The sequence below is a fragment of the Anaerolineales bacterium genome, from assembly GCA_015075625.1.
Classification (GTDB): domain Bacteria; phylum Chloroflexota; class Anaerolineae; order Aggregatilineales; family UBA2796; genus UBA2796.
The window spans coordinates 1,613,155-1,637,265 of sequence record JABTTZ010000001.1; the positions used below are offsets into that span (position 1 = coordinate 1,613,155).

The 24,111-nt window shown below is 59.6% G+C and carries 20 protein-coding genes and 1 CRISPR repeat array; of the genes, 9 read left to right on the top strand and 11 right to left on the bottom strand.

Annotation, left to right across the window (positions count from 1 at the left end):
- Positions 1-147: 147 nt before the first annotated feature.
- Genes HS103_06735 through HS103_06745 form a run of 3 tightly spaced genes read left to right on the top strand, consistent with a single transcriptional unit; the run spans position 148 to position 1,844 of the window.
- Positions 148-1,020, top strand: coding sequence for a sulfurtransferase (locus tag HS103_06735; protein ID MBE7512492.1), 873 nt, complete (start codon positions 148-150; stop codon positions 1,018-1,020).
- A 54-nt stretch (positions 1,021-1,074) separates the two neighbouring features.
- Positions 1,075-1,500 carry an SUF system NifU family Fe-S cluster assembly protein gene (locus tag HS103_06740; GenBank protein ID MBE7512493.1) on the top strand — a complete coding sequence of 142 codons (426 nt, stop codon included), beginning with the start codon at positions 1,075-1,077 and terminating at the stop codon, positions 1,498-1,500.
- 35 nt (positions 1,501-1,535) lie between these two features.
- Positions 1,536-1,844 (top strand): non-heme iron oxygenase ferredoxin subunit, encoded by a 309-nt coding sequence (locus HS103_06745; protein MBE7512494.1) that lies wholly within the window; start codon positions 1,536-1,538, stop codon positions 1,842-1,844.
- A 144-nt stretch (positions 1,845-1,988) separates the two neighbouring features.
- On the opposite strand, the gene groL is transcribed toward HS103_06745, so the two are convergent.
- Together groL and groES are read right to left on the bottom strand one after the other, a co-directional pair.
- Positions 1,989-3,626: a chaperonin GroEL gene (gene groL, locus HS103_06750; GenBank protein MBE7512495.1), complete on the bottom strand. Its 1,638-nt coding sequence runs from the start codon at positions 3,624-3,626 to the stop codon at positions 1,989-1,991.
- A gap of 54 nt (positions 3,627-3,680) precedes the next feature.
- A complete protein-coding gene (gene groES, locus HS103_06755; protein MBE7512496.1) occupies positions 3,681-3,968 on the bottom strand; it encodes a co-chaperone GroES in 288 nt (95 codons plus the stop codon).
- A 438-nt stretch (positions 3,969-4,406) separates the two neighbouring features.
- Here groES and gatA point away from each other — a divergent pair, with 438 nt between their 5' ends.
- The gene (gene gatA / locus HS103_06760) at positions 4,407-5,864 is read left to right on the top strand and encodes an Asp-tRNA(Asn)/Glu-tRNA(Gln) amidotransferase subunit GatA (protein MBE7512497.1); all 1,458 of its coding nucleotides are present in this window, start codon (positions 4,407-4,409) and stop codon (positions 5,862-5,864) included.
- Positions 5,865-6,304: 440 nt separating this feature from the next.
- Here the strand turns inward: gatA and mltG are convergent, their stop codons facing one another.
- From mltG to HS103_06780, 4 genes are all read right to left on the bottom strand, one after another.
- A complete protein-coding gene (gene mltG, locus HS103_06765) occupies positions 6,305-7,705 on the bottom strand; it encodes an endolytic transglycosylase MltG (protein ID MBE7512498.1) in 1,401 nt (466 codons plus the stop codon).
- Between the two features lie 14 nt (positions 7,706-7,719).
- Positions 7,720-9,471, bottom strand: coding sequence for an AMP-binding protein (locus HS103_06770; GenBank protein MBE7512499.1), 1,752 nt, complete (start codon positions 9,469-9,471; stop codon positions 7,720-7,722).
- Entirely contained in the window at positions 9,446-9,703 is a 258-nt protein-coding gene (locus HS103_06775; GenBank protein MBE7512500.1) for an acyl carrier protein, read from the bottom strand. Before HS103_06775 ends, HS103_06770 begins: the two co-directional genes overlap by 26 nt.
- Positions 9,704-9,774: 71 nt before the next feature.
- Positions 9,775-9,975 (bottom strand): hypothetical protein, encoded by a 201-nt coding sequence (locus HS103_06780; protein ID MBE7512501.1) that lies wholly within the window; start codon positions 9,973-9,975, stop codon positions 9,775-9,777.
- A 98-nt stretch (positions 9,976-10,073) separates the two neighbouring features.
- Here HS103_06780 and HS103_06785 point away from each other — a divergent pair, with 98 nt between their 5' ends.
- Positions 10,074-11,282: a glycoside hydrolase family 18 protein gene (locus HS103_06785; GenBank protein MBE7512502.1), complete on the top strand. Its 1,209-nt coding sequence runs from the start codon at positions 10,074-10,076 to the stop codon at positions 11,280-11,282.
- A gap of 79 nt (positions 11,283-11,361) precedes the next feature.
- On the top strand, positions 11,362-12,159 hold the full coding sequence (locus HS103_06790; protein MBE7512503.1) for a DnaJ domain-containing protein: 798 nt from the start codon (positions 11,362-11,364) through the stop codon (positions 12,157-12,159).
- Between the two features lie 125 nt (positions 12,160-12,284).
- On the opposite strand, the gene HS103_06795 is transcribed toward HS103_06790, so the two are convergent.
- On the bottom strand, positions 12,285-13,646 hold the full coding sequence (locus tag HS103_06795; GenBank protein ID MBE7512504.1) for a YvcK family protein: 1,362 nt from the start codon (positions 13,644-13,646) through the stop codon (positions 12,285-12,287).
- A 3-nt stretch (positions 13,647-13,649) separates the two neighbouring features.
- Positions 13,650-14,660, bottom strand: coding sequence for a hypothetical protein (locus HS103_06800; GenBank protein MBE7512505.1), 1,011 nt, complete (start codon positions 14,658-14,660; stop codon positions 13,650-13,652).
- A gap of 249 nt (positions 14,661-14,909) precedes the next feature.
- On the opposite strand from HS103_06800, the gene HS103_06805 reads away from it, so the two are divergent.
- Together HS103_06805 and HS103_06810 are read left to right on the top strand one after the other, a co-directional pair.
- Complete coding sequence (locus HS103_06805; protein ID MBE7512506.1) at positions 14,910-16,349, top strand: NAD(P)/FAD-dependent oxidoreductase; 1,440 nt, start codon at positions 14,910-14,912, stop codon at positions 16,347-16,349.
- 78 nt (positions 16,350-16,427) lie between these two features.
- The gene (locus HS103_06810) at positions 16,428-18,392 is read left to right on the top strand and encodes a protein kinase (GenBank protein MBE7512507.1); all 1,965 of its coding nucleotides are present in this window, start codon (positions 16,428-16,430) and stop codon (positions 18,390-18,392) included.
- Positions 18,393-18,978: 586 nt separating this feature from the next.
- Positions 18,979-20,028: direct repeats of the CRISPR family, unit length 37 nt; unit sequence GTTGCAACCACATCCAGCCCGTTGAGGGTACTGAAAC.
- Between the two features lie 672 nt (positions 20,029-20,700).
- On the opposite strand, the gene HS103_06815 is transcribed toward HS103_06810, so the two are convergent.
- From HS103_06815 to HS103_06825, 3 genes are read right to left on the bottom strand one after another with little or no spacing between them, the layout of a single operon-like run.
- Entirely contained in the window at positions 20,701-21,012 is a 312-nt protein-coding gene (locus tag HS103_06815; protein ID MBE7512508.1) for a hypothetical protein, read from the bottom strand.
- A 13-nt stretch (positions 21,013-21,025) separates the two neighbouring features.
- Entirely contained in the window at positions 21,026-21,715 is a 690-nt protein-coding gene (locus HS103_06820) for a response regulator transcription factor (GenBank protein MBE7512509.1), read from the bottom strand.
- 4 nt (positions 21,716-21,719) lie between these two features.
- A complete protein-coding gene (locus HS103_06825) occupies positions 21,720-22,943 on the bottom strand; it encodes a sensor histidine kinase (GenBank protein ID MBE7512510.1) in 1,224 nt (407 codons plus the stop codon).
- Positions 22,944-23,129: 186 nt separating this feature from the next.
- Here HS103_06825 and HS103_06830 point away from each other — a divergent pair, with 186 nt between their 5' ends.
- On the top strand, positions 23,130-23,672 hold the full coding sequence (locus tag HS103_06830; GenBank protein MBE7512511.1) for a hypothetical protein: 543 nt from the start codon (positions 23,130-23,132) through the stop codon (positions 23,670-23,672).
- The last annotated feature ends 439 nt before the right edge of the window (positions 23,673-24,111 follow it).

Genomic DNA, 24,111 nt, shown 5'->3' on the forward strand with positions numbered 1-24,111 from the left:
GGGGCGACCTTGTGTGGTCGCCCGCGCCCCCACCCCGCGTCCATTTTCTGTATTATGTGACGAGGCGTTAGGTAGAATACCCCCATTCGCGGCGTCTATGCTTTAGCACGACGCTTTGCCCTACCTATACCTAGATGAGGTGTTTTTATGACTGCTCAGGATACAACCATTGCCGCTAAGGGCTATGCCCGCCCCGAAATGCTGGTCTCCACGACGTGGGCAGCCGATCATTTGAATGAGCCTGCCATCCGTCTGATCGAATCGAACGAGGATATTCTGCTCTACGATCAAGGGCATATCCCTGGCGCCGTGCAGATTGATTGGGTGGGTGACCTAAACGACAAAATCCGGCGCGACTATCTGGATCGCAAAGCCTTTGCCGCGCTGATGAGCAAGCATGGCATTAGCAATGATACATTGGTTGTGTTCTATGGCGATAAAAACAATTGGTGGGCGGCATACAGCCTATGGGTTTTCCAATTGTTCGGGCATACGAAGGCGGCGATCATCGACGGCGGGCGAAAGAAGTGGATTGAAGAAGGGCGTCCTCTGACGCGGGAAACGCCCACCTACCCCCCCGCCACCTACAACGCCCCCGAACGCACCGATTGGAAGTTCCGCGCCTTTCGGGATCAGGTGGCGGCGCACTCGGCTGCCAACAAACCCCTCATTGATGTCCGCAGCGCGAAGGAATATTCCGGCGAACTGCTTCATATGGAGGCATACCCCAATGAGGGGGCAATGCGCGGCGGGCATATTCCGGGGGCGAAGAACGTCCCCTGGGCAACCGCCGCCAACGAGGACGGCACATTCAAAAGCGCCGCCGAACTACGCGAGATTTACGAGAAAACGCAAGGACTTTCCAAAGAGGACGATGTGGTGACCTACTGCCGGATTGGGGAGCGCAGCAGCCACACCTGGTTTGTCCTTCATTATTTGCTTGGCTTCCCCAACGTCCGCAACTATGACGGTTCGTGGACGGAATGGGGTAATCTTGTTGGCGCACCGATTGAACGGTAGCACAGCGCCGAGCAAGCGAACAAAAGCAGCATCGATCAGCAGAGGAGGCGTGCCATGGATCGTCAAGCATACATTGAAAATATCCTTGATCATTATGAGCATCCCCGCAACCGAGGGGCGATGGACGACGCCACCGTGTCGATCAAAGGGGGCAACCCAGGCTGTGGCGATATTGTCACCCTCTACCTCAAAATTGACGATCAGGAACGGATCACGGCGGTCAGCTTTGAGGGCGAGGGCTGCACGATCAGTCAGGCGGCTGCCTCCATGTTGACAGAGATGATCATCGGGCAAACGCTGACCGAGCTTTCCGCCCTTAGCCCCGATGATTTTGTGGAGACCTTGGGGCGGGAGGTCGTCGTTAGCCGCCCGAAATGCGCCACGCTTGCCCTGAACACAGCGAAAGCGGCTGAACGGAAATACCGTGCCGGTTCGTCCGGCGGGGCGGGCGCTTCCTCAGACGAGCCGATTGAGGTCTGAGCGGAGAAGAACAGGTAAACCAATTGAGGGTTTTTATGCCAGAATTCATCACCATTGCCGCTGCCGCCGATCTGAAATCCGGCGAGCGGATCGTTGTTGAGGTCAAGGATCACTACATTGCCGTGTTCAACGTTGGGGGGACGTACTACGCCATTGAGGACATCTGCACCCACGACGATGGACCGCTTGCCGAAGGGGAATTGACCGAGTATGTCATCGAATGTCCGCGACACGGCGCACAGTTCGATATTCGCAGCGGAAAAAATCTCTCGCTGATCGCCCCGCGCCCTGTCGCCCGCTACGAAGTGCGCGTGGAAAACGGGCAGGTTCAGATAGCCGTCTAAGTTCGCACCCCGACGTGAATCCCTGTGCGAAAGCGCGGGGCTGAAAATCAGGGAGTGATGCTGCGGGCGAGGGGGAATCAAAACATCCCCCTTTGCCCACAGGCGGCAAAGGGGGACGTTCAGGTTAAGGACGAGGGGAAGGGCTTAGAAGTCCATCCCGCCGCCGGGGGGCATCGGCGCAGCCTTCTCCGGCTCTTTCACATCGGTGATCAGGGCTTCGGTGGTCAGGATCATCGAGGCGATGCTCGCCGCGTTCTCCAGCGCCCCACGAGTGACCTTCACTGGGTCGATGATCCCGCTCTGGATCATATCGACGTATTCGCCGCTGAGGACATCGTAACCGATGCGGACGGTGCTGTTGTCCTTGTGCATCTGGCGCACATTCTGGACGATCACCGCGCCATCTTGTCCGGCGTTTGCGGCAATCTTGCGCATGGGTGCTTCGAGAGCGCGGCGCATAATGGCAACGCCGGTGCTTTCGTCGTCATAGTGGAGCTTCAGACCCTCCAAGACCTTCGCCGCGACGATGAGCGCCACACCACCACCGGGGACAATGCCCTCCTCAACGGCGGCGCGGGTTGCGCTGAGGGCGTCCTCAACGCGGTGCTTCTTTTCCTTCAGTTCGACTTCCGTCGCCGCGCCAACGCGGATGACGGCGACGCCGCCCGCCAACTTCGCCAGACGTTCCTGAAGTTTCTCGCGGTCATAATCGCTGGTGGTGCGGTCAATCTCGGTGCGGATTTCAGCAACACGCCCCCTGATAGCGGCTTCGTCGCCCGCCCCATCAACAACCGTCGTGTCTTCCTTCGTGGCGACAACCTTCCGAGCCCGCCCCAGATCGTTGATCGTGACGTTTTCCAACTTGCGCCCGGTCTCTTCGCTGATGACCGTCCCGCCCGTCAGCACGGCAATATCTTGGAGCATCGCCTTGCGCCGATCCCCAAAGCCGGGGGCTTTGATGGCGAGGATGTTCAGCATCCCGCGCAGCTTGTTCAGAACAAGGGTCGCCAACGCCTCGCCGTCCACATCCTCGGCAAGGATGACAACGGCACGCTTGCCAATCTGGACAAGCTTTTCGAGGATCGGCACAATGTCTTGGGCGGCGCTGATCTTCTTCTCGTAGATCAAGATGTAGGGTTCTTCGATAACCGCTTCCATCGTATCGGTGGCGGTGACGAAGTAGGGGCTGATGTAGCCGCGATCAAACTGCATCCCTTCGACGTATTCCGTCTCGAATTCGAGGCTCTTGCTCTCTTCGACGGTGATCACGCCTTCCTTGCCCACGCGATCCATCACATCGGCAATCAGCTTGCCGATTTCCGGGTCTTGGGCGGAGATAGAGGCAACCGAGGCGATTTCTTCTTTCGTGTCAATCGGCACAGCCATCTCACGGAGCGCCTTGGAGACGGCATCGGTAGCCGCTTCAATACCGCGCTTCAGCAGCATGGGGTTTGCGCCAGCGGCGACGTTCTTCAAGCCTTCGTTGACAATCGTCTGTGCCAAGACGGTGGCAGTGGTCGTGCCGTCGCCCGCAATATCGTTCGTCTTGGTTGCCGCTTCCTTCAGAAGCTGCGCCCCCATGTTTTCAAAGGGGTCTTCCAGTTCAATTTCCTTCGCCACCGTCACACCGTCATGGGTGACTGTGGGTGCGCCGAACTTCTTATCGAGCGCCACATTGCGCCCCTTCGGACCGAGCGTCGTGCTGACCGCCTCGGCGAGTTGATCGACCCCGCGCTTTAGCCGGCGGCGGGCGTCCTCAGAGAAAATCAATTGCTTGGGCATGGATTCATTACCTCGTATGTTTCGTGCGTTCGCTTATTCGGTGCTGTTTGGGGATTACTCAACAATGGCGAGGATGTCGGTTTCCTTCAGGATCAAGACCTTCTTGCCATCGACCTTGATCTCCGTGCCAGCGTATTTCGCGTACAGCACTTTGTCGCCCTTTTTCACATCCATCGGGATCAGCTTGCCGTCATCGTCACGGCGACCAGCGCCCACCGCAACAATCACGCCCTGCTGCGGCTTTTCTTTCGCCGTCTCCGGCAAGTAAAGCCCGCCAGCCGTCACTTCTTCGCCTTCCGATGGTTCGATCACAACGCGATCACCCAACGGGCGTAGATTCATACCCATGAGTTAGATGCCTCCTGAACAAGATGACACTTTAGGATTTAACACATTTTTAGCGCTCTCTTGTGGTGAGTGCTAAATCTAGAGGAAAGTGTAATGAGATTGGGGGAAGATGTCAAGGCAAAGTTTAGCACATTTCGTGGGGGAGTGCTAAAAGTGGGAAAGTATAATGGATTTCTTACGGAGGTGCGCCCGTTTTCGCCCACCGTTAAACCACGATGGGTAAGTACCTCGCCCTAAAGGACGGGGCTGAAAGCAGGGAAAGACAACCCCTGCCTTAACCCCCTGCATTAGCACAGGGGCAAGCCTGACGCCGCACCGTAGGGACACCCCAGGGGGCGTCCCTATGACCCTTCTAGCCCAACCTCTCTGCTCATGTGCTATACTTCCTCGCTGGCTGTGAAATTTCTCTCAATGGCACCCTGAGATAACCCAATGACCGACCTGACGACCCTGACCCTTTCCGAGGCGCTCGATCACTTGCGCAACCGTGATTTCAGCGCCGTTGACCTCACCCGCGCTTATGTAGAGCGGATTACCGCCCTTGAACCGAGGCTGAACGCTTTTCTGACCATCACGGGGGAAAAGGCGCTGGAACACGCCCAACACGCCGACGCCCTGCGGGCAAAAGGCGAGGACAAGCCACTGCTAGGGATTCCCCTCGGAATCAAGGATGTTCTGTGTACGGAGGGCGTCCAGACCACCGCCGGATCGCAGATTTTGAAGGGGTTTGTCCCGCCCTACACGGCGACGAGTGTCCGCCGCCTGTTTGACGCCGGAGCGACGATGCTTGGCAAGATGAACACCGATGAATTTGCGATGGGATCGTCTACCGAGAATTCCAGCTACCAGATCACGCGCAACCCCTGGGATACGCGCCGCGTGCCGGGCGGCAGCAGTGGGGGCAGCGCGGCAGCCGTCGCCTCGCGGATGGTGGCGGGGGCATTGGGGACGGATACGGGCGGGTCGGTGCGGCAGCCCGCCGCCTTCTGTGGGATTGTCGGGATCAAGCCAAGCTACGGACGAGTCTCGCGCTATGGGCTGATCGCCTTTGCTTCCTCGCTGGATCAGGTGGGGGCAATGGGGCGCACCGTGCGCGACGCGGCGACGATTCTGAACGTGATCGCTGGCTATGATCCGATGGACTCCACCAGCATGAACACGCCCGTCCCCGATTACACAGCGGCGCTGAAGGGCGATCTGAAGGGCGTCCGCGTCGGAGTCCCAAAGGAATACTTTATCGAGGGCATTGAACCCTCGGTGGAAAAGGCAGTCCGCGCCGCGATTGAGATGCTGCGGGGGTTGGGGGCAGAGATTCGGGAGGTGAGCCTCCCGCATACCGCCTACGGAATCCCGATTTATTACCTGATTGCGCCGGCGGAGGCAAGCGCGAACCTCGCCCGCTTCGATGGCGTGCGCTATGGGCTGCGCGTGGGGGCAGACGCTATGTGGGATAGCTATCGAGAGACGCGGGGGCAGGGTTTTGGCAAAGAAGTGAAACGGCGCATTATGTTAGGCACGTATGCGCTATCGGCAGGGTACTACGACGCTTACTACTTGAAGGCGCAGAAGGGGCGCACGCTGATCCGCCAAGATTTTGACAAGGCGTTTGCCGAGGTGGACGTGATCGCCACGCCCACGACGCCCCGCGCCGCCTTCATGGTGGGGGAAAAGGTTGATGATCCCTTGCAGATGTACCTTGAGGATGTGTTCACCGTCACGGCGAACCTCGGCGGGATTTGCGGGGTGAGCGTCCCCTGCGGCTTTGATGGGAACAATATGCCGGTGGGGATGCAGATTCTGGGACCCGCCTTTGGCGAGGCGAAAATTCTTCATGCCGCCCACGCCTATGAACAGGCGACGGACTGGCACAAACGGACGCCAACCCTGTAGAGACGCCCCCTGAGGCATCCGCCCTCACGTCGTCGCCCGCCCCTAAAGGGGACGGGCTAAGGCTAACCACCCCTACGGGGCTTGGAAATCAAAAAGCCGCACCCTGCATTCCGCTTTAAGCCCCAACGGGGTGATCATGCCTAGCGCGGGTGTTTTAACCCCGCGCCATGTGTCGCCCGCCCACCTCACGTTGTCGCCCCTCACGTCGTCGCCCGCCCCTAAAGGGGACGGGCTAAGGCTAACCACCCCTACGGGGCTTGGAATGCACCCCGTCTCGCATCTGTTTTGCCCCCTTTCTCCGTGTGCGGGGAAAGGGGGCGGGGGATTGGGGTTCTTCTAGAAATCTTCCTGACTGTCTACTCGTTCCCGGACAAGCCTTAAAGCAGCGGGCTGCCCCCAAGGGGTATCCACCGTGTATCGCCCCTCCCCACCCATCGTCCCTAATTGCACTTCAACCCCTGCACAAATTCCTCGTAGGTGCGCGTGTAGAAATTGCCCCCGCCGCCGCACTTGAAATTGAAATAGAGGTACTCGTGCGACGCCGGATATGCCGACGAACGGAGCGCACTCACCCCGGGATTCGAGATTGGAGAGGGCGGCAAGCCTCGGTACTTGCTCGTATTGTAGCGGGTGTCGGTATTGATGTTGCTTTTCGTGATCTTTACCCACCAATTCCCCGGCACACCAAGCGCATATTGCAGTGTGACAAACGACGCCAAGCCCATCTGCCGCGCAAAACGGTTGTAAAAAACGCCCGCGATCAAGACCTGTTCTTCGGCGGCGTAGCTCTCCCGCTGGACGATGCTGGCGAAGGTGACGCCTTGCCAAAAGGACAAGCCCCGCGCCGCAAACGCCCCCTCTAAATCCGCGCCGACCATCTCGTTGAAGCGCCCCAACATGGCATCGCGCAGCGCCGCCGCCGTTGTGCCGTTTTCAATGGTGTAGGTGTCGGGGTACATGTACCCTTCTAGACTGACGCCCCCCGGACGGCTGCGCAAGAACCAGTAATCGGGGGCGCTTGCCCCCGCCGCCGTCGCCGCGAGGAAATCCCGCCCTCGGAACGGCGCGGGAAGGCTATCAATGGCGGCGGCGATCTGCTCCAGACGCCACCCTTCGCGGACGCGCAGCCGGCATGGACACTTCCCATCTTGGGTGGTTGAATCGGGATCGCCATAGACGGCGGAATCGTCCACTTTCGGGGCGTTATCCCCGGCGCCGGCGGGGAGGAAGATCACCTGTCCAACCTGAAGGAAATTGTTTTCGAGGCAATTCCCGCGCATGATCTCCGCCACCGTGACGGTGTTTTCCGTTCCAAGCTGAAAGCCAAAGAGCGTATCGCCGGGCTGCACCTGATAGGCAGCCCACCCCGCCGGACGCGGGCAAGGGTCAGCGGTGACGATCACGTAGATCGGTTCGGGCGTGGGCAGGTTGGGATCAACGGTAGCGCTTGGGGCAAGCGTCACCACATCCAAGCGGACGGTGGGGGCGGGGGGGACTGTCGCCGTCGGCGGGAAGGTCGGCGGGGCGAGGACGATCATCGGGAGCGGCGTCGCCGTTGGCGGGGCGGTTAGGGTTGGGCTAGGAGACAGCGGCTCTGTCGCCGCTGCCAGAGCCGTTGGGGAGGGCGTTTCGGTGGGAAGTGCCGTTGGATTGGGCGGGGTGAAGGTCGCCGCTGGTGTCACGGTGGGGATCGCCGTCCCAATAACGGCAACCCCGATCAGGGTCGGGGTGGGTGGGGAGGGCTGCCCCTCCCGCAGAATCAGGGCGGCGATGGTGATCGTCCAGGCGAACGCCGCCACCCCAAGCAGGGCAAGGAGGGAAAGGCGGGCTGCTTTGTTCATCCTAATCCTCTCGCTCAGCGTGTCCCAAATTCGGCAAGGTACTTCTCGCGGTTCGCCCCCCGCGCAATCTTGCCGCTGCTCGTCTTGTGCAGCCACTTCAGATCAACGACGCGGACATCGTTCAGGGTGACTTCCGTCTCCGCCGCCACGCGCAGGCGAATGCGGCGGGCAACCTCGAAACGGGCGTCCTCGTCCTCAATCTCCGATTCGGCAACGAGGACAATCGCCTCTGTGCCAAGCCGCGTATCATCGACGCCAAAGACGACGACGCGCCCCGCCTTCACCCCTTCGATGGTATCGGCAAGCGCTTCAAGGTCTTGCGGGTAGATGTTCTTCCCGCCAACGATGATCAGGTCTTTCTTCCGTCCGGTGATGTAGAGTCCGCCCTCGGCAAGATAGCCGTAATCGCCCGTCAGATACCAGCCATCAAAGAGGACAGCCTCAGTCAGATCGGGGCGGCGGTAGTATTCGCTCAACATGCTGTCGCTTTGCACGGCAACCTCGCCCACCTGCCGTTCGGGGAGGTCGCGCCGTTCGCCCTCAGGGGTGCTGCCAAGGATGCGCACGCGGCAGTTGGGGATCGCTGTCCCACAGCAGAGCATCTCGGCGTGGGGTTCGTCGCCTTGCGCGGAAAGCGCCCGATTGCTTTCCATCAGGGCGGCGCGGCTGATGCGGTCAAGGCGCACGGGCGAGTCGATGCCCCCCTGTGTCACAGCGAAAGTATTTTCCGCCATTGCGTAACAGGTGGTCAGCGCCTCTGGACGCAGCCCATACGCCCGGTAGCGATTCAAAAAGAGGCGGTGGCTCTCTGCCCGCATTGGCTCGGAGCAGTTCACGAAAGCACGCATCGTCTGGAGGTCAACGCCAGCGAGGGCGTCGTCACGGATGCGCGTCGCCATGAAGTTATAGGCAAAGTTGGGCAGCCAGCAGAGCGTCCCCCGATGGCGGGTGATCGCCTGAAGCAAGATGCGCGGATCGCGCACCCAATGATGGGGCGACATGAGGATCAGCGGGATGCCCTGCACCAGCGGGAGGATGAATCCGGCGATCAGCCCCATATCGTGGTAAAGGGGCAGCCACGAGACGATCACATCGTCCGGGGTAAGGCGCAGCGTATCGCTGTAGGCGGCAAGGTGGTTCAGCACCGCATCATGGGCGAGGGCAACCCCCTTTTGCAGTCCCGTTGTGCCGCTCGAATGTTGCAGAAAGGCGATTTGGTCGGGGGCGGTGGCGGGGAGCGCGATGTCCGCGCCCGCTGTTGGGTGAAGGTCGCGCTCGCTGAGGATGGCGACGCCTGACCCCGCCATGAGCGCCGAAAGCGACTCGGCATAGGCGGGGGAGGCGATCACCGCCCGCGCCCCCGAATGGCTGACGAGTGCCTTCACCCGCTCGAAATAGAGCGCCGCATCGAGTTTGTCGGAGAGGAAGGGGAACATGGAGGGAATCGCGCCGATGCGCAGCGCCCCCCAAAAGGCGTAGAGCAGCGGCTCGCCATGATCGATAACGAGGATGACAAGATCGCGCTGCCCAATGCCCACCGCCCGCAGCGCCGCCGCATAGCGCCCCGCGCCCTCCCAAAAGGCGGCATAGCTCAGGGTGGTTTCCGCCGCCCCGCCAGAGGGAATCAGGGTGACAGCGGCTGCCGAGGGACGTTCGGCGGCGTGGCGGGCAAGCCGCTCGGTGAGCGTTTTCGCCTCGGCGCGGTTCGCCCGTGTCAGAAGGTGGGTACTCAAAAGGTGGTTAGTGGGTGCGGTTGGCTTCAACATACTCTGCCATTTGCTTGAGCGTATCCATCGATTCCACCGTCATATCAATGTCGGCGGGGCGAAACCCGAATTGTTCTTCAATGAACAACTGCACCTCAACGAGGGCGAAGGAATCAATATAGCCGCCTTTGATCAGGGAGTCGGTGTCATTCAATTTGAGTTTAGGGTTGCGGATCAGCCGGTTGAGGATGAATTCCTTCAATGTGTCCCGCGTTGTGTCGTAGGTTGTCATAGCCTCTGAACTTTCTTCAATTGCTTTGTAGGGACGCCCCCCGCGCCCTCGCCGCCTGTGATCGCCCGCCGCTAAAGCAGCGGGCTGAGATTGACCACCCCTTCGGGGCTTGAAGGCAAATGCCGCACGGTGTATTCCGTGTTAAGCCCCAACGGGGTGATTATGTCTAGCGCGGGCGTTTTAACCCCGCGCCCTCGCCGCCTGTGATCGCCCGCCGCTAAAGCAGCGGGCTGAAAGCAGCCACCCCTTCGGGGCTTGAAAACCCCATTCACAGCATCCCCATAGGGGCAATGCATTGCGCCCAATGCGCGTTAAAATTCAGGGTGCATTTTAAACTACCACCAAAAGAGATCAAAAAGAGAACAAACTGATGAGAAAATTCCTACCACACACCCTCGCCGTGATGATCGTGATCATCGCCCTGAGCGCCGCGGCTCTGCCAAGCGCCGCCCTGCCCACCCGCGCCGAAACGCCAGAAAAGGTCATCATGGGCTACTTCCCCGAATGGAAGGTGAACGGCTATCCGGTGGAACGCATCCCCGCCGCGCACCTGACGCACATCCTCTATGCTTTTGGGAACATCAGTCCGGCGGGGACATGTTCGCTCTTTCAGACGCCCTACCTTGTCACCGTAAATCTGGAAAAACTGAAGGCGTTGAAGGAACAATACCCCCATTTGAAGGTGTTGATCTCGCTGGGGGGCTGGTCGGGATCGTCCAACTTTTCGCGGGGGGTGCGGACGGAAAAATCACGGGAGCGGATGGTCACCTCGTGTATTGAGATGTGGATCAAAGGGGGGACAGTGAAAGTCCCCGGCGTGATCGACGGCATTGATGTCGATTGGGAGTTTCCCGGCGTGGCGGGCATGACAAACAACTTCAGCCCCGACGACAAGGCAAATTTCGTCGCCGTGATGGAGTTGTTCCGCGCCGCGCTGGACGAACAGGGTAAGATCGACGGGCGCTATTACTCGCTCTCGGCGGCGCTTAGCCCGAACCCCTCGGCGGTGGCGGCGGGGCTTGATCTCCCCGCGCTGGCAAAGGTGATGGATTACTTCAATATCATGACCTACGATTTTCATGGCGGGTGGTCGAAAACGACGAACTTCCACAACGGACTTTACGCCGTAAGCGACGATCCGGCGGGCGAGAGCGGCGCGACGGCAAACGTTGATTCCGCTGTTCAGCGCTATATTGAAGGGGGCGTCCCGCCGGAAAAGATCGTCGTCGGTATGCCGTTTTATGGGCGCGGCTGGACGGGCGTTGAGCCGGGCGCGGCGGGCGATGGCTTGTTCCAACCGGTGACGGGCGCGTTGGAGATTGGCTATCGGGGGATTCTGGAGCAGTACACCGAAGGCTACACCGTGTTTCGCCATCCGCAGGCGCGTGTTCCGTATGTCTACAGCGCGGCGACGAAAACCTTCATCGCCTATGACGATCCCGAATCGATCCAAGAGAAGGCACAGTACATCCTTGATCGGGGGTTGGCGGGCGGCATGTTTTGGGAACTGAGCCAAGACACAACAGACGCCCTCTTATCGGGGACGTTGTGCCGCGCCTTGCGCGGGACGTGCGAGTAGGGTGGTCGCCCGATGGTTTAGCGGCGGGCGCCCCAGGGGCGCCCCTACGAGGGGTGCGGGCGAATGAGGATCACAGCACATGCGGTTCACGCTCTATGCGGCAAATGCCCACCTGATCAACGAACTGAACGACGCCGGATCGATCCGCGATATTCTGCACAACGGCTACGATGTTGTTCATGCCTCCTTGCCCGGCGGGGAGCGCGTTGCCTTTCACTTCATCGAGCGCGATATTGATGTCGCCCTCATCGCTGCCACGCTGCGCGAAAACGCCGCCAAAGAAACCTATACCCTGTTCATCTTATGGGGGGCAATGCTGCTCCCCGAACACGGCGAGCATTACCCCCCTTACGACTGGATGTTGGCGCTGCTGACGCTCTACGACGATAAAATCTATGGCTTTGAGGCAGAAGGGGAGCGGGCTTGGATTTACCCCGTTCACTTCCACCCACAGGCGACGGGGATTCACCGCCTGATTGAGTATGGCGAGACGGTCAACTTTGCCCATCTGGGCGTGGAGGTGATTCAGACGGTGGATGGCGTCCTGAACGGGCGCTGGCATATTGCCGATTTTGAAGATCGTCCCGCCGCCCGCCAGCGCAAAGGGCGCGATTCCAGCGGGGAGACCACCCGCCAGCGCGTCTATGCCGTCTATCGCAGCCCCTTACGGGCGCAGTTTGACGTTCTCGGCGTCAGCCTTGATGCCGACCTCGCCACAATTCGCCAAGCCTACCGAGCGTTGGCGCGGGAATTTCACCCCGATCTCAACCCCGACCCCGCCGCCGCCGAACGGATGAAACGGATCAACGCCGCTTATGGGCTGATTATGACCGTCTTAGAGGGCGAGGCAGCGAACCAGAATGACGACCCTGCCTAATGGTGATCAACCCTAGCCCGATGGGTTGGCGGCGGTTGGAAACGGACGCCCCAGGGGTCGCCCCTACGGGTTGCGGGGTGCGGTCTTTCCCTGTTTTCAGCCCCGTCTTTGAGGGCGGGGCAGTCTTAGATCGTGGGAATCAGCCCCATCAGCACCCGCGCTAGTTTCGTCGGGCTGTGCCGCCAGGGGCGGTTGGGATCAGCGAGGTCAACCTCAATCAGGCGGTAGCGTTCCCGAATCGGATCGTGGGGGTGCGCCAAGGGAACGTACTTTGTCCGTTCGCCCGCGTTCAATTGTGGGGTGGCGTTATTCGCCAAAATGATATCGATCACCCCCTTGCCAATGTGATGCTCCAGCGCCGCCACGTGGTCGGCAACGCCGTACCCGCCTGTCTCGCCCTGTTGGGTGGCAATGTTGCACACGTAAACACACAGCGCTGAGGAGGCGCGGATTGCCTCTGGCATCCCCTCAACAAGCAAGTTGGGGAGGATGCTGGTGTAGAGGCTGCCGGGACCGATCACGACGAGATCGGCGTTCAGAATGGCGCGGATGGTGTCTGGGTAGGGGCGGGGGTGTTCCGGCTCAAGGTAAACACGCTCTACCCGTCCGCCCGCTTCGGGGATGTTCGATTCGCCTTCTACCCGCCGCAGCCCGCGTTCATCGCGCACCTCGGCACAGAGCTTCACATCGCTCAGCGTCGCGGGCAGCACGCGCCCGGTGATGTTCAAGACCTTGCCCGCCTCAATGATCGCCTGATCCATGCTGCCGGTAATGTCCGCCATTGCCGTCAGCAGCAGATTGCCAAAGCTGTGACCCGCCAAGCCGCCGCCGTTCTCAAAGCGGTATTGGAACAACTGGGTAACAAGGTGTTCATCATCGGCAAGGGCGGCAATGTTGTTGCGAATATCGCCGGGCGGCAGCACCCCCATCTCCCGCCGCAGCTTGCCCGAACTGCCGCCATCATCAGCAACGGTGACAATGGCTGTCAGGTTCAGGGTATAGGGTTTCATCGCCCGCAGCACAGCGGGCAGCCCCGTCCCCCCCCCAATGGCGACGACCCGCGCCCCGCGTTGGCGGCGGTAATAGGCTTCCACCGTGTTCACGAAGGAATCGGCATCGCGTTTGACAAACGGGGCAAGGATTGAACGGTTCAATTTGTAAAAGGCAAGGAGGATCACCCCCACGCCGAGGATCAGCCCCACGAGGATGCGCGGGGTGGGCAGCAAAAACCGCAGGGTGACGAGGTGCAGCAAGGGCGAAAGCGTCCCGCCGTCGGCGTTTTGGCGCAGGAATTCGGCAATGGCAATGCCGCACACGGCAATCCCCGCCATTAGCAAGAGCGCCCACCGCTTGACGCCGATTCCCGGCGTCAGCCAGGTGCGCATCAGCCGCGCCCCGCGCCGCACCGTTTGGACGGTCTGCGTTTGGCGGGGGAGGGTCTGCGCGGCGCTCCCTTTCGCCTTCAGAGGGAGGTCTGAGTTTGCCATGACTCACTTCGTTCCAATCGTGCGTGCCACCTTCAGTTGCTTCAAAAAGACGGGCAAAAATTCCACAAACCCTTCGGGATATTTTCTGATCTCGTCCTGATAGCGGCGCATCAGCGTGACCACTGCGGGCAGGGAGGTGAACCCTTCGACCTTGCCCATCTGTTGGACATAGCTGCGTGCTTCTAAGGCGCTGACCGAATCTTCAAGGAACATGGCGGTGGTTGCCGCCCGGAACATGGCGATAAATTGATCGCGCCAGCCGCCGTGTGCGTTCAGGAATTTTTCTTCTAGGGGGAGCGGCTTATCGGTCAGCGGGGTGACTTCTGCCTCGTGCTGGCGGAGGTAATGATCGAGGATCATCCCCCCATACTCGCCAATGGCGGCGCGGTAGGCAAGCGCCGGATCGTCCTTATAGGGCCACGGCGGGCTATCGCCCCACGCCATCGGCGGCGGCATGATCACCACCAACTGCCCGCCCAAACGCAGGCTAAGTGTCTGATCGGATGGGTAGGTGATGTTCGGCATAAAGACGAACTGTTCAACCACCGTCCCCAAATAGGGCTTGAAGAAGGCGTAGAGGTCGATATTGGCGAATGCCTCGCGCAGGTGGCGCAGCGGCGGCTCCCACGCCCCATCTTCATCCACCCACCATTTTGCCAAGCCCGCCACCTCGTAAAATTTGGCAAGGTGTTCGTTCCAGCGCGGCGGTACCCAGCGCGGCGGCTCGTCATCGATTTGGAAAGTCGGCAGCGCCAGGCGAAGGGCATAGTTCATGATCGATGCCAGCGGAATCCCTTGCGTTAGAAGGACTTGCATGGCATGGACAGCCGGATGGTGGGAATATTCCGCTACCAAGCGCTTCGTCCCCCGTGCGTGGGGGTGTGTCCCGTGTTTGCGCCGCTCTTGGGATTTTTCTGGGTAATCTGTAGCGGCAAGCACCGCTGAGAGCAAACGCACCCGATCATCAATCCGAACGTTGATTGGTCGTCCTTTTGGTGTGGTCGTCCCGTCCACAGCCCGCCCCCTTCACCTGATGGCATGATAGGAATGATGCGACAATTTCTTTTACCATTGTACCTGATAGTGCAGTACCCTCGCTGGTTGAACGGCAACCAGCCCTCTTACAAGAAGGACGGGCGTAGGTTCATTTACCCCTTAATCACCGCAGCATATCCCATCGATAAGTCTAACGTGATGAGCAGGGCTGTCAACCACTAAGGGATCACTTTCCATGAAAAATGCTGTAGGGCGGGGTGAGTGCCAATGACTCGTTATGATGGGATTGTGATCGGCTCAGGACCAAACGGCTTGGCAGCGGCGATCACCCTTGCCCAAGCGGGCTGGCGCGTACTGCTGATCGAAGGGAAAGCGACGCTTGGCGGCGGGCTGCGCACGCTGGAACTGACACGCCCCGGCTTTCGCCATGACATGTGTTCCGCCGTCCACCCTTTGGCGCTCATCTCGCCGTTTTTTCGCGCCTTAACGCTGCCCATCCCCTGGCTTTACCCCTCGGCAGAGCTTGCCCATCCCCTGGATGATGCCCCTGCCGTCTTGGTGGAGCGCTCCCTTGAGGCGACGGCAGCAGGCTTAGGATCAGCGCTGGACGCAAGGCGCTACCGTCAGGTGTTTGCCCCGTTGGTCGATGGGGCGGAAGCCCTCATCGATCAGTTCCTTGCCCCGCTGCACTTCCCGCGCCATCCGTTTCGTTCGGGCTATTTTGGGGCGTTGGCGCTGCTCTCGGCGCGGCGTTTGGCGCGGACTGCCTTTGAGGGCGAACGGGCGCGGGCGCTCTTTGGCGGCATGGCGGCACATGGGCTAATCCCTTTAACACATCCAACGACGGCGGCATTTGGGCTGCTCCTCACCACGCTGGCACACGCCGTTGGCTGGGCGCTGCCACGCGGCGGCTCGCAGACGATTGCCGATGCCCTTGCCGCCCATTTGCGGGCGCTTGGCGGCGAGATCGTCACCGATCTGCCGATCACCGCGATGCGCGATCTGCCCCCTGCCCGCGCCTATTTTTTTGATGTTGCCCCGCGTAACCTGCTGCGCATCGTTGGAGATCGTTTTCCCCCGCGCTACCGCCGCCAGTTGGATGCTTTTCGCTATGGGGCGGGCGTGTTCAAGATCGATTACGCCCTCTCAGAGCCAATCCCCTGGCGCGATCCCGCCATCTGGCGGGCGGCAACCGTCCACCTCGGCGGAACATTGGCGGAACTATGCGACAGCGAACGCGCCATGAGGGAGGGGCGGCACGCCGAACGCCCCTATACGCTGCTTGTCCAGCCCACTCTGTTTGATGCGAGCCGCATCCCGCCGGAGTATGCGGGGGCGCATATCGCGTGGGCATATTGCCATGTGCCGCATGGCTCAACCACCGATATGACTGCCGCCATCGAGCGGCAATTTGAACGCTTTGCGCCGGGCTTTCGCCACTGCATCACGGCGCGGGTGACGCACCACACCGCTGCGTTGGAGGCATACAACCCGAATTACATCGGCGGTGATATCAACGCTGGCGTCCAAGATTGGCGGCAGCTTTACACCCGCCCAGTTCTGCGCTGGTCGCCCTACACCACGCCCGATCCGGCGATTTACCTGTGTTCCTCATCAACGCCGCCCGGTGGGGGCGTGCATGGGCTGTGCGGCTGCCACGCGGCACGGGCGGCGCTCCATCGCTTAGGAGGAAAGGGGGGGATTTAAAAACTTCGTTTTGTATCTCCCTAGCCTTGCGCTATACTCCCTAACGTTCCCGCCCATGAGAAAGCATCACGGTAGGCTTTGGCAACACGCACACTCCTCGGCAAGTATGAATTGATCGAACGCCTCGGACGCGGTGGTATGGCGGAGGTGTTCAAATCCTACCAAGCGCGGCTGGATCGTATGGTAGCGATCAAGCTCCTCCACCCCTTCCTTGCCGACGACAGCGAATTCAAAGAACGCTTCACCCGCGAGGCGCAGAATGTCGCCCGTCTGCGCCACCCGAACATTGTCCAAGTTTACGACTTTGACTTTGACCCGGAGACGGAAAGTTTCTTCATGGTCATGGAACTCCTTGAAGGGGGGACGCTCAAGGATCACATTGCGAAGGCAGAGGGCAGCAAACTCCCCATTGAGGAAACCCTGCGCATCGTTCGCAAGGCGGTGGAAGCGCTTGCCTATGCCCACACGCGGGGGATGATTCACCGTGACCTGAAGCCCGCCAACCTGATGTTGGAAAAAGATGGGCGCGTTGTCCTCACCGATTTCGGCATTGCCAAAATCGTCACCGGCAATCAGTTCACCGCCAGCGGCGGGATGGTGGGGACGCCCGCCTACATGGCGCCCGAACAGGGCTTGGGCGATATTGGCGACGAACGTTCCGACCTCTACAGCGTCGGGATCATGCTCTACCAAATGGCGACGGGCAAGCTCCCCTATGACGCCGAAACGCCCGTTGCCACCATTCTCAAACACCTTAACGAGCCGATCCCCGATATTACGCAGATCGCCCCTGCCCTGCCGGAATCGGTGGTGACGCTCATCCTACGGGCGATGGCGAAAGACCCCGATGATCGTTACCAAAGCGCCAACGAGATGCTGGCGGCGTTGGATGCGGTGATCAATGGACAGCCGCTGCCCCCCATTGGGGCGACGAAAAACCTTGAAACGCCCGCCATCGCCCCCCGCGATACCTCCCCCAAGCGCCCCACGAATGGCGGCGCGGCGGGCGCTCCACCAGCGGGGACTTCCGGTGGGGATACGGTGGTGCTTCCCAACGAGGGCAATTACCAAACTCAACGCATCGTCATGCCGACGGAACTGGGGCGGCGCGGTGGTTTTTGGATCGGTATTTTTGCTGGTATCGCCGTGATCGCCGTCATTGGGGCAAGCCTTGCCACCGGACGTATTTTCGGTATTGGTCCGGTCTTTTTGCCTTCCCCAACGGCAACCCCTACCGCAACGGCGACGATCACCCCAACGAACACGGCGACGGCAACGGATACGATCACCCCGACGCCCACCGCAACAGCGACGATCACCCCCACCGACACGCCGACGATCACGCCGACACCGACGGACACGCCGACGATCACCCTGACGGCTTCGCGAACGCCGACGAATACGATCACGCCTTCGCCCACGCAGACCTATACCGCCACCCATACGCCATCGCGGACGCCCACCGAGACGCCGACGAACACGCCGACCTTCACGCCGACGAATACGAACACGCCGACGAACACCCCCACGCCCACCCTTGATCTGACGGCGACGGTAGGGGCGGCGACGGCGCTGGCACAGGCGCGGACAGCAACCGTCGTCCAACTGACGCTGGAGGCGTTCTTCCTCACACAGCAGGCAGGGACGACGCCCACCCCCAATTACACGGCGACGGCGCGGCTCTGCGAGCGCGAATATTTGCTAGAGAAGCCGAGACGCCCCAATCCGGCGAATCCCGATGATCCGATCAAGATCGACCTTCAAAATGAATTCGAGCGCGAGATCGTGATCAAAAACCTCAGCACCTGCGATTGGCTGCCCGGAACGGCGCTCTATTACAGATCGGGCGAACGCTTCAGCGCCCCCCGCAAAATCGAAATGACGAACACCGTCCCCGTGAAACCGGGCGAGCTTGCCCGCTTCATCTTCCGCGGACGGACGCCCTCGCCGGGCGGCTTGTTGGCGGGGTTGTGGGAATTGAAAACAGAAGGCGGCGTCTTGATCGACCCGCCCGTTGAAATCGCCTTCTATATTTATCAGTAGGGACGCCCCCTGGGGCGTCCGCTTGCACCCGCCGCACCCCGTCGCCCGCCGCTAAAGCAGCGGGCTAAGGTTAACCGCCCCGCCCTTTAGGACGGGGCTTGGAAACCCTCACCCCCTAGCCCCCTCTCCCACAAGGAGAGAGGGGGAATCCATGCGTCGCACCCATCTTGCGTCTTAAGCCCCAACGGGGTGATTAATCCTAGCGCGGGCGTTTTAACCCCGCGCCATGTGTCTCCCACCCCCGCAAAGGAAAAAACAGGGCGTTTTCGGGGGGTATTTCGCAAGTCCCTCTCCGACATACCGTTTTATAGAGCGCTGATCGTCGGGTAGACATACTCTTTCTTGAAGGGACTTTCCTTGAATTTACCCATCCCCTGTGCATGGAGCGGCTTTCGCAACTCCCGCCGAAAGCCCGTCGCAACTCGGCGGGTTTTTTTGACAGGGATCGACTTTCGAAAATCGGGACAAATTGCTTGACATTTTTGGAATAGGGTGTATGATGATCGCTATCGAGGAACGCCCAAATTTGAACGAAAATGATCCCAAAGGTCATTTTGCACCCCGTGAGGCGTTTGAATGAGGGGCGGTTGCAACCACATCCAGCCCGTTGAGGGTACTGAAACATCCCGCAGGTTGTGGGCATGGGTGAGGATTGCCTGTTGCAACCACATCCAGCCCGTTGAGGGTACTGAAACACCTCCAGCGCCACCTCAAGCGCCACGCGGGCTGCGAGTTGCAACCACATCCAGCCCGTTGAGGGTACTGAAACCTCTACCTTCTGCCGTTCATACTCTGTTTTCATTTGTTGCAACCACATCCAGCCCGTTGAGGGTACTGAAACGAAAGGTCGGCATCACTTAGGTCTGTGCCTCGCAGGGTTGCAACCACATCCAGCCCGTTGAGGGTACTGAAACTGATGCGCGTAGCGGCGGGCGAGACCCTCTACCGGTTGCAACCACATCCAGCCCGTTGAGGGTACTGAAACGGATATCGGGGCGGCTGTCGGCAATCGCTAACTCCGAGTTGCAACCACATCCAGCCCGTTGAGGGTACTGAAACAGCAGCTCGCGCTTAGCACCCCGTCCGATACGCTTCGTTGCAACCACATCCAGCCCGTTGAGGGTACTGAAACAGTGTTCTCAACGGTAATCTGTCGCAAGCCGTAATGTTGCAACCACATCCAGCCCGTTGAGGGTACTGAAACCGCGTATCTGAAACGCGAGCGCGGACACTGGTACTGTTGCAACCACATCCAGCCCGTTGAGGGTACTGAAACAACTAAAAGAAGCACTAATCGGGCAGCACCTGAGTTGCAACCACATCCAGCCCGTTGAGGGTACTGAAACCCCCGCTCATTCAAACGGTACACGCGGATGTAAGTTGCAACCACATCCAGCCCGTTGAGGGTACTGAAACAGCGTAATGACTTGGATGAGGTTACCGACATTAATCGGTTGCAACCACATCCAGCCCGTTGAGGGTACTGAAACGCTTTCAGAATTTCTGGCAGAAGTCTCACACTGTCGGTTGCAACCACATCCAGCCCGTTGAGGGTACTGAAACGTCTGCGATGAGGTCTTTAACACTCATATCGATGAGGTTGCAACCACATCCAGCCCGTTGAGGGTACTGAAACTGGGAGGGGGGGAGGCGTGCGCCCGCTTGCATCTGCCGCACCCCGACGCCCGCCGCTAAAGCAGCGGGCTAAGGCTGACCACCCCGCCCTTTAGGGGCGGGGCTGAAAACAGGGAAAGGCAATTCCCCCCGCGTCCGTGTTAAGCCCCAACGGGGTGATTAGTCCTAGCGCGGGTGTTTTAACCCCGCGCCTTGTGTTTCCCCCCGCCCCGTCCACCCATGATCGCCCGCCGCTAAAGCAGCGGGCTAAGGCTGACCACCCCGCCCTTTAGGGCGGGGCTGAAAACAGAGAAAGGCAATTCCCCCCGCGTCCGTGTTAAGCCCCAACGGGGTGATTAGTCCTAGCGCGGGTGTTTTAACCCCGCGCCTTGTGTTTCCCCCCGCCCCGTCCACCCATGATCGCCCGCCGCTAAAGCAGCGGGCTAAGGCTGACCACCCCGCCCTTTAGGGCGGGGCTGAAAACAGAGAAAGGCAATTCCCCCCGCGTCCGTGTTAAGCCCCAACGGGGCGGTTATTCCTAGCGCGGGTGTTTTAACCCCGCGCCCCCCTACGGGGCTTGAAGGCAAAGGCGCATCCTGTATTCTGGTTTAAGCCCCAACGGGGCGGTTATTCCTAGCGCGGGTGTTTTAACCCCGCGCCTCGTCGCCTCCCCTCCCACAGGGTATAGGATAATTCATTTAGGCGGTGTGGCGAGGGGCGTCCGCGTTAAGAGGTCTTTGGTCACCAGATGAAAAAAAGTCGCTTTCAAGGAGCGTGAAAAGGCGGTTGCCGTCAGACTTTCTTCTGTTGGACCCACCGTTGGCAGAAAGGTGATCGCGGGGAGGCGCTCTAGCTGATCGGCAATGAGAACGCCCGCCGAAATGCCGAAGATCACCCCGAAAAGAACAATGGCGACAGCGATTAACCCTGTTCGTAGGATGAAGTGGGCGGGGGAAGAGTGCGGCGCGAGAGGGCGCATGGGTGTCGTCGTGATCCGGTCATCCATCTTGCTAGGCGGCTCAGACATCTTGCAAAAGGTTGTATTGTAAGGCGATGCTCACCGCCGCTGCCCGTGTGTTGACCCCAAACTTGGTGAAGATGTTCTCCAAATGTGCCTTCACCGTGCGTTCGCTGATCCCTAAATCAAAGGCAATCGCTTTGCTGCTGACCCCCTTTGCCACCTGCTGAAGCACCTCAATTTCGCGGCTGGTGAGGGCAAAGGGGGTTTCTTCTTCGCTGTGGTTGGGCGCCGCTTGTTTGCTAGAGGACGCCATATAGTCCATCAGGCGTTTTGTCGTCTCTGGACTCAAGAGGGTTTCGCCCCGTAAGGCGGCATCAATCGTGTTCAGGAGCGTCTCGCGTCCGGTGTCTTTCAGCAGATAGCCCTGAGCGCCAAGCTGCAACCCCTGTACCATCAACGAATCTTCGTTGTAGGTCGTCAGGATCACAATGGCAATGTCGTGCCACTGTGCCTTGATCAATTGGATCGCCTCCAAACCATCCATGCCGGGCATTCGCAAATCCATCAAGATCAAATCAGGGCGATGTTGTTCGGTCAGCATGACGGCTTCCTTGCCGTTGAGCGCCTCACCAACAATCTCAAAGCGCCCTGTCGCTTCCAAGATCAGGCGCAGCCCCTCCCGCACAACGAAATGATCGTCGGCAATAATCAGACGCACCTTGTCTGGGTGAGTTGGTTGACCAGTCATTCGTTTAAACTACCTTCAGGCTCAGATCAATCATCGTCCCAATACCGAGTTTACTGTAAATTTCAAAAATTCCGCCAAGCAGCCGCGCCCGCTCACGCATCCCCAAAAGCCCATAATGCCCAATCTTCTGGGCAGCCATATCGACATCAAAGCCCACCCCATCATCACTTAACTGGATGTGCAGCATATCCTCGTTTTGGGAGACGGTAAGGGATACATGCGTGGCGTGGGCGTGGCGGGCGATGTTCGATAACCCCTCGCTAATACAGCGCAGAACATGCTCGCCTATCTCGTAAGGGACAAAAAAGCTCGGCGGCAAATCAAGCGTGTAGGTAATGCTGGTGGCTTCGGCAAAGCGCTTAATCTCGTGTTCGATCATCTCCAAGAGCGAGAGGCGCTCCGGCGTCTGTTGGCGGAGATCGTCAATGGCACGGCGCGAGTCTGCCAGCGCGGATCGCGCCCGCTTTTTCACTTGGGTGGCAATGCTCACCGCTTTGGGAACATCCCCGATTTCTACATAGGCTTCCAACGCCTCTAGTTGGAGGATCGTCCCCGTCAGCCCTTGCGAGAGGGTATCGTGCAGTTCCCGCGCCATCCGCGCCCGCTCGCTGGTGAGGGTCAATTTCTCAATTTGAACGGCATACTCCGTTAACCGCCGGTGGGCGCTTTCTAACTCGGTGAGCATGGCGCTTATCTGCCGCCGCCCGCGCACTTGGAGCAAGAGCGCACTCACATAAGGCGCTTGCCCGATGAACCACCACACCGACCACCACGAGATGGTGACGACCAGCCTATCGGCATAGGCAACACCAAAACTGATATAGCCCTGCACAATATCGAAGCCAAACATGATCGCAGCGGCGAGGACGGCAAACCAGAGCGTCTTTGTATAGAGGAGCATTTCCCCCAGAAGGGGGAGGTAAAGCCACTCGCGCAGTTGACCAGAGCGCCCAACCATGCTGAGCGTGTAGATGAGGACGCTTTGAACAATGAGATAGGCGATGACTGCCAGTGGGTTGTGACTCAGCCGGCGGGCGACGACATGCAAGCCAAAGTGAACGCCGAACAGGGCGGCAAAGAGGATCACCTGATCCGGCTGCCAGCCTTTAGACTCCCAATAAAGAAGGCGTTCGCCCAAGAGAAACCAGAAAAACTGAACAGCGACACTGATCAGGATAATCCGATGAAATAAGGTTGTTTCAGGCAGCCGTTTTTGTTTGAGAGACATTGCCGATCATCTGCGCTCCACTACGTTGCCCCATTGTACATACATTGGAAAGAGGGGTCACTTGTCCGTTCGGACATTGTACGAACGACTCGCTACACCTGATCGAAGGGACGATTCCGTATCCCTTTCTTTACCGTTACCATGTGGACATCGTTTCGGTTCTGCACATTCAAGGGAGATAAACACATGAACTCGCGTCTTCGGATTGTCCTTATTGTGGTGGTGGTGGTGGGTGGCGCTGCGCTTTTGGGCGTTGGTGCGCTGATGCTCAAGGCGGATCAGGATGCGGCTGTCGCCAAATTTGGGGAAGCCGTGATCAATCTCTGCAAAGGGGACATGACGGCAACGGTGAGCGGGCGTCTGCCAGAAAACGCCAAACTCGTTTTCATTGACGCAAACTCAGCAACGGTGGAAGGCTCTTACCAACCGAAGTTGTCCACAGCCTCTGCCGCTACCAGCAAGGACGATGTGACGCATGTGGCTTGCGTGAAGAAGGTCGATGCGCTCCATAACGTGTTGGAATATGGGGCAACGGGTAAGTACAAGTGCCGTCAATATGCGCGGAATCTGGAGATCGGCATCTTTGACGCCAAGACGAACCAGCAGATCGCCTTCTACACGGTCAAGGGGAACACCCCTCCGACTTGCCCGGACAAGACGGACAAGAGTCTGACCAAGTATGGGACACCGCCGGAAGCGGCAGAGGTGTTCCGCGCCATCGGAATTTAGCCCAACATCTTTCCGGTTACGCACAGGAGGAGCGCTCAGATGGGCGCTCTTTTTCGTTTCTGCCCTCCCCCACACCCTCGTAGGGGCGCAATGCCTTGCGCCCATCACCGTGCGTGACGCCCATCCCTAACCCATCGGGCTGCGATTGACCACTCCCACGGGGCTTGAGAGGCAACACGGTGCATGACGCATCCTTTTTAAGCCCCAACGGGGCGGTTAGTCCTAGCGCGGGCGTTTTAACCCCGCGCCATTCCCCGTCTCCCCTCCAGACAACCGCCCGCCGCTAAAGCAGCGGGCTAGGATTAACCACCCCTATGGGGCTTGGAAACCAACCGCCGCGCATCTGGTTTGCCCCCCTTCCCTGTGGACGGGGAAAGGGGCGGGGGGATAGGGGTTCTTCCTCGCCCCGCCTCTGCGTTACACTCTGGTTTTCCTATTG

Excerpts from the sequence above, each read along its gene's own strand:
- groES (MBE7512496.1), bottom strand. The coding sequence starts at position 3,968 with ATGAATCTACGCCCGTTGGGTGATCGCGTTGTGATCGAACCATCGGAA.
- groL (MBE7512495.1), bottom strand. The coding sequence starts at position 3,626 with ATGCCCAAGCAATTGATTTTCTCTGAGGACGCCCGCCGCCGGCTAAAG.
- HS103_06735 (MBE7512492.1), top strand. The coding sequence starts at position 148 with ATGACTGCTCAGGATACAACCATTGCCGCTAAGGGCTATGCCCGCCCC.
- mltG (MBE7512498.1), bottom strand. The coding sequence starts at position 7,705 with ATGAACAAAGCAGCCCGCCTTTCCCTCCTTGCCCTGCTTGGGGTGGCG.
- HS103_06830 (MBE7512511.1), top strand. The coding sequence starts at position 23,130 with ATGAACTCGCGTCTTCGGATTGTCCTTATTGTGGTGGTGGTGGTGGGT.
- gatA (MBE7512497.1), top strand. The coding sequence starts at position 4,407 with ATGACCGACCTGACGACCCTGACCCTTTCCGAGGCGCTCGATCACTTG.
- HS103_06785 (MBE7512502.1), top strand. The coding sequence starts at position 10,074 with ATGAGAAAATTCCTACCACACACCCTCGCCGTGATGATCGTGATCATC.
- HS103_06775 (MBE7512500.1), bottom strand. The coding sequence starts at position 9,703 with ATGACAACCTACGACACAACGCGGGACACATTGAAGGAATTCATCCTC.
- HS103_06770 (MBE7512499.1), bottom strand. The coding sequence starts at position 9,471 with ATGTTGAAGCCAACCGCACCCACTAACCACCTTTTGAGTACCCACCTT.
- HS103_06825 (MBE7512510.1), bottom strand. The coding sequence starts at position 22,943 with ATGTCTCTCAAACAAAAACGGCTGCCTGAAACAACCTTATTTCATCGG.
- HS103_06740 (MBE7512493.1), top strand. The coding sequence starts at position 1,075 with ATGGATCGTCAAGCATACATTGAAAATATCCTTGATCATTATGAGCAT.
- HS103_06820 (MBE7512509.1), bottom strand. The coding sequence starts at position 21,715 with ATGACTGGTCAACCAACTCACCCAGACAAGGTGCGTCTGATTATTGCC.
- HS103_06795 (MBE7512504.1), bottom strand. The coding sequence starts at position 13,646 with ATGGCAAACTCAGACCTCCCTCTGAAGGCGAAAGGGAGCGCCGCGCAG.
- HS103_06790 (MBE7512503.1), top strand. The coding sequence starts at position 11,362 with ATGCGGTTCACGCTCTATGCGGCAAATGCCCACCTGATCAACGAACTG.
- HS103_06745 (MBE7512494.1), top strand. The coding sequence starts at position 1,536 with ATGCCAGAATTCATCACCATTGCCGCTGCCGCCGATCTGAAATCCGGC.
- HS103_06815 (MBE7512508.1), bottom strand. The coding sequence starts at position 21,012 with ATGGATGACCGGATCACGACGACACCCATGCGCCCTCTCGCGCCGCAC.
- HS103_06805 (MBE7512506.1), top strand. The coding sequence starts at position 14,910 with ATGACTCGTTATGATGGGATTGTGATCGGCTCAGGACCAAACGGCTTG.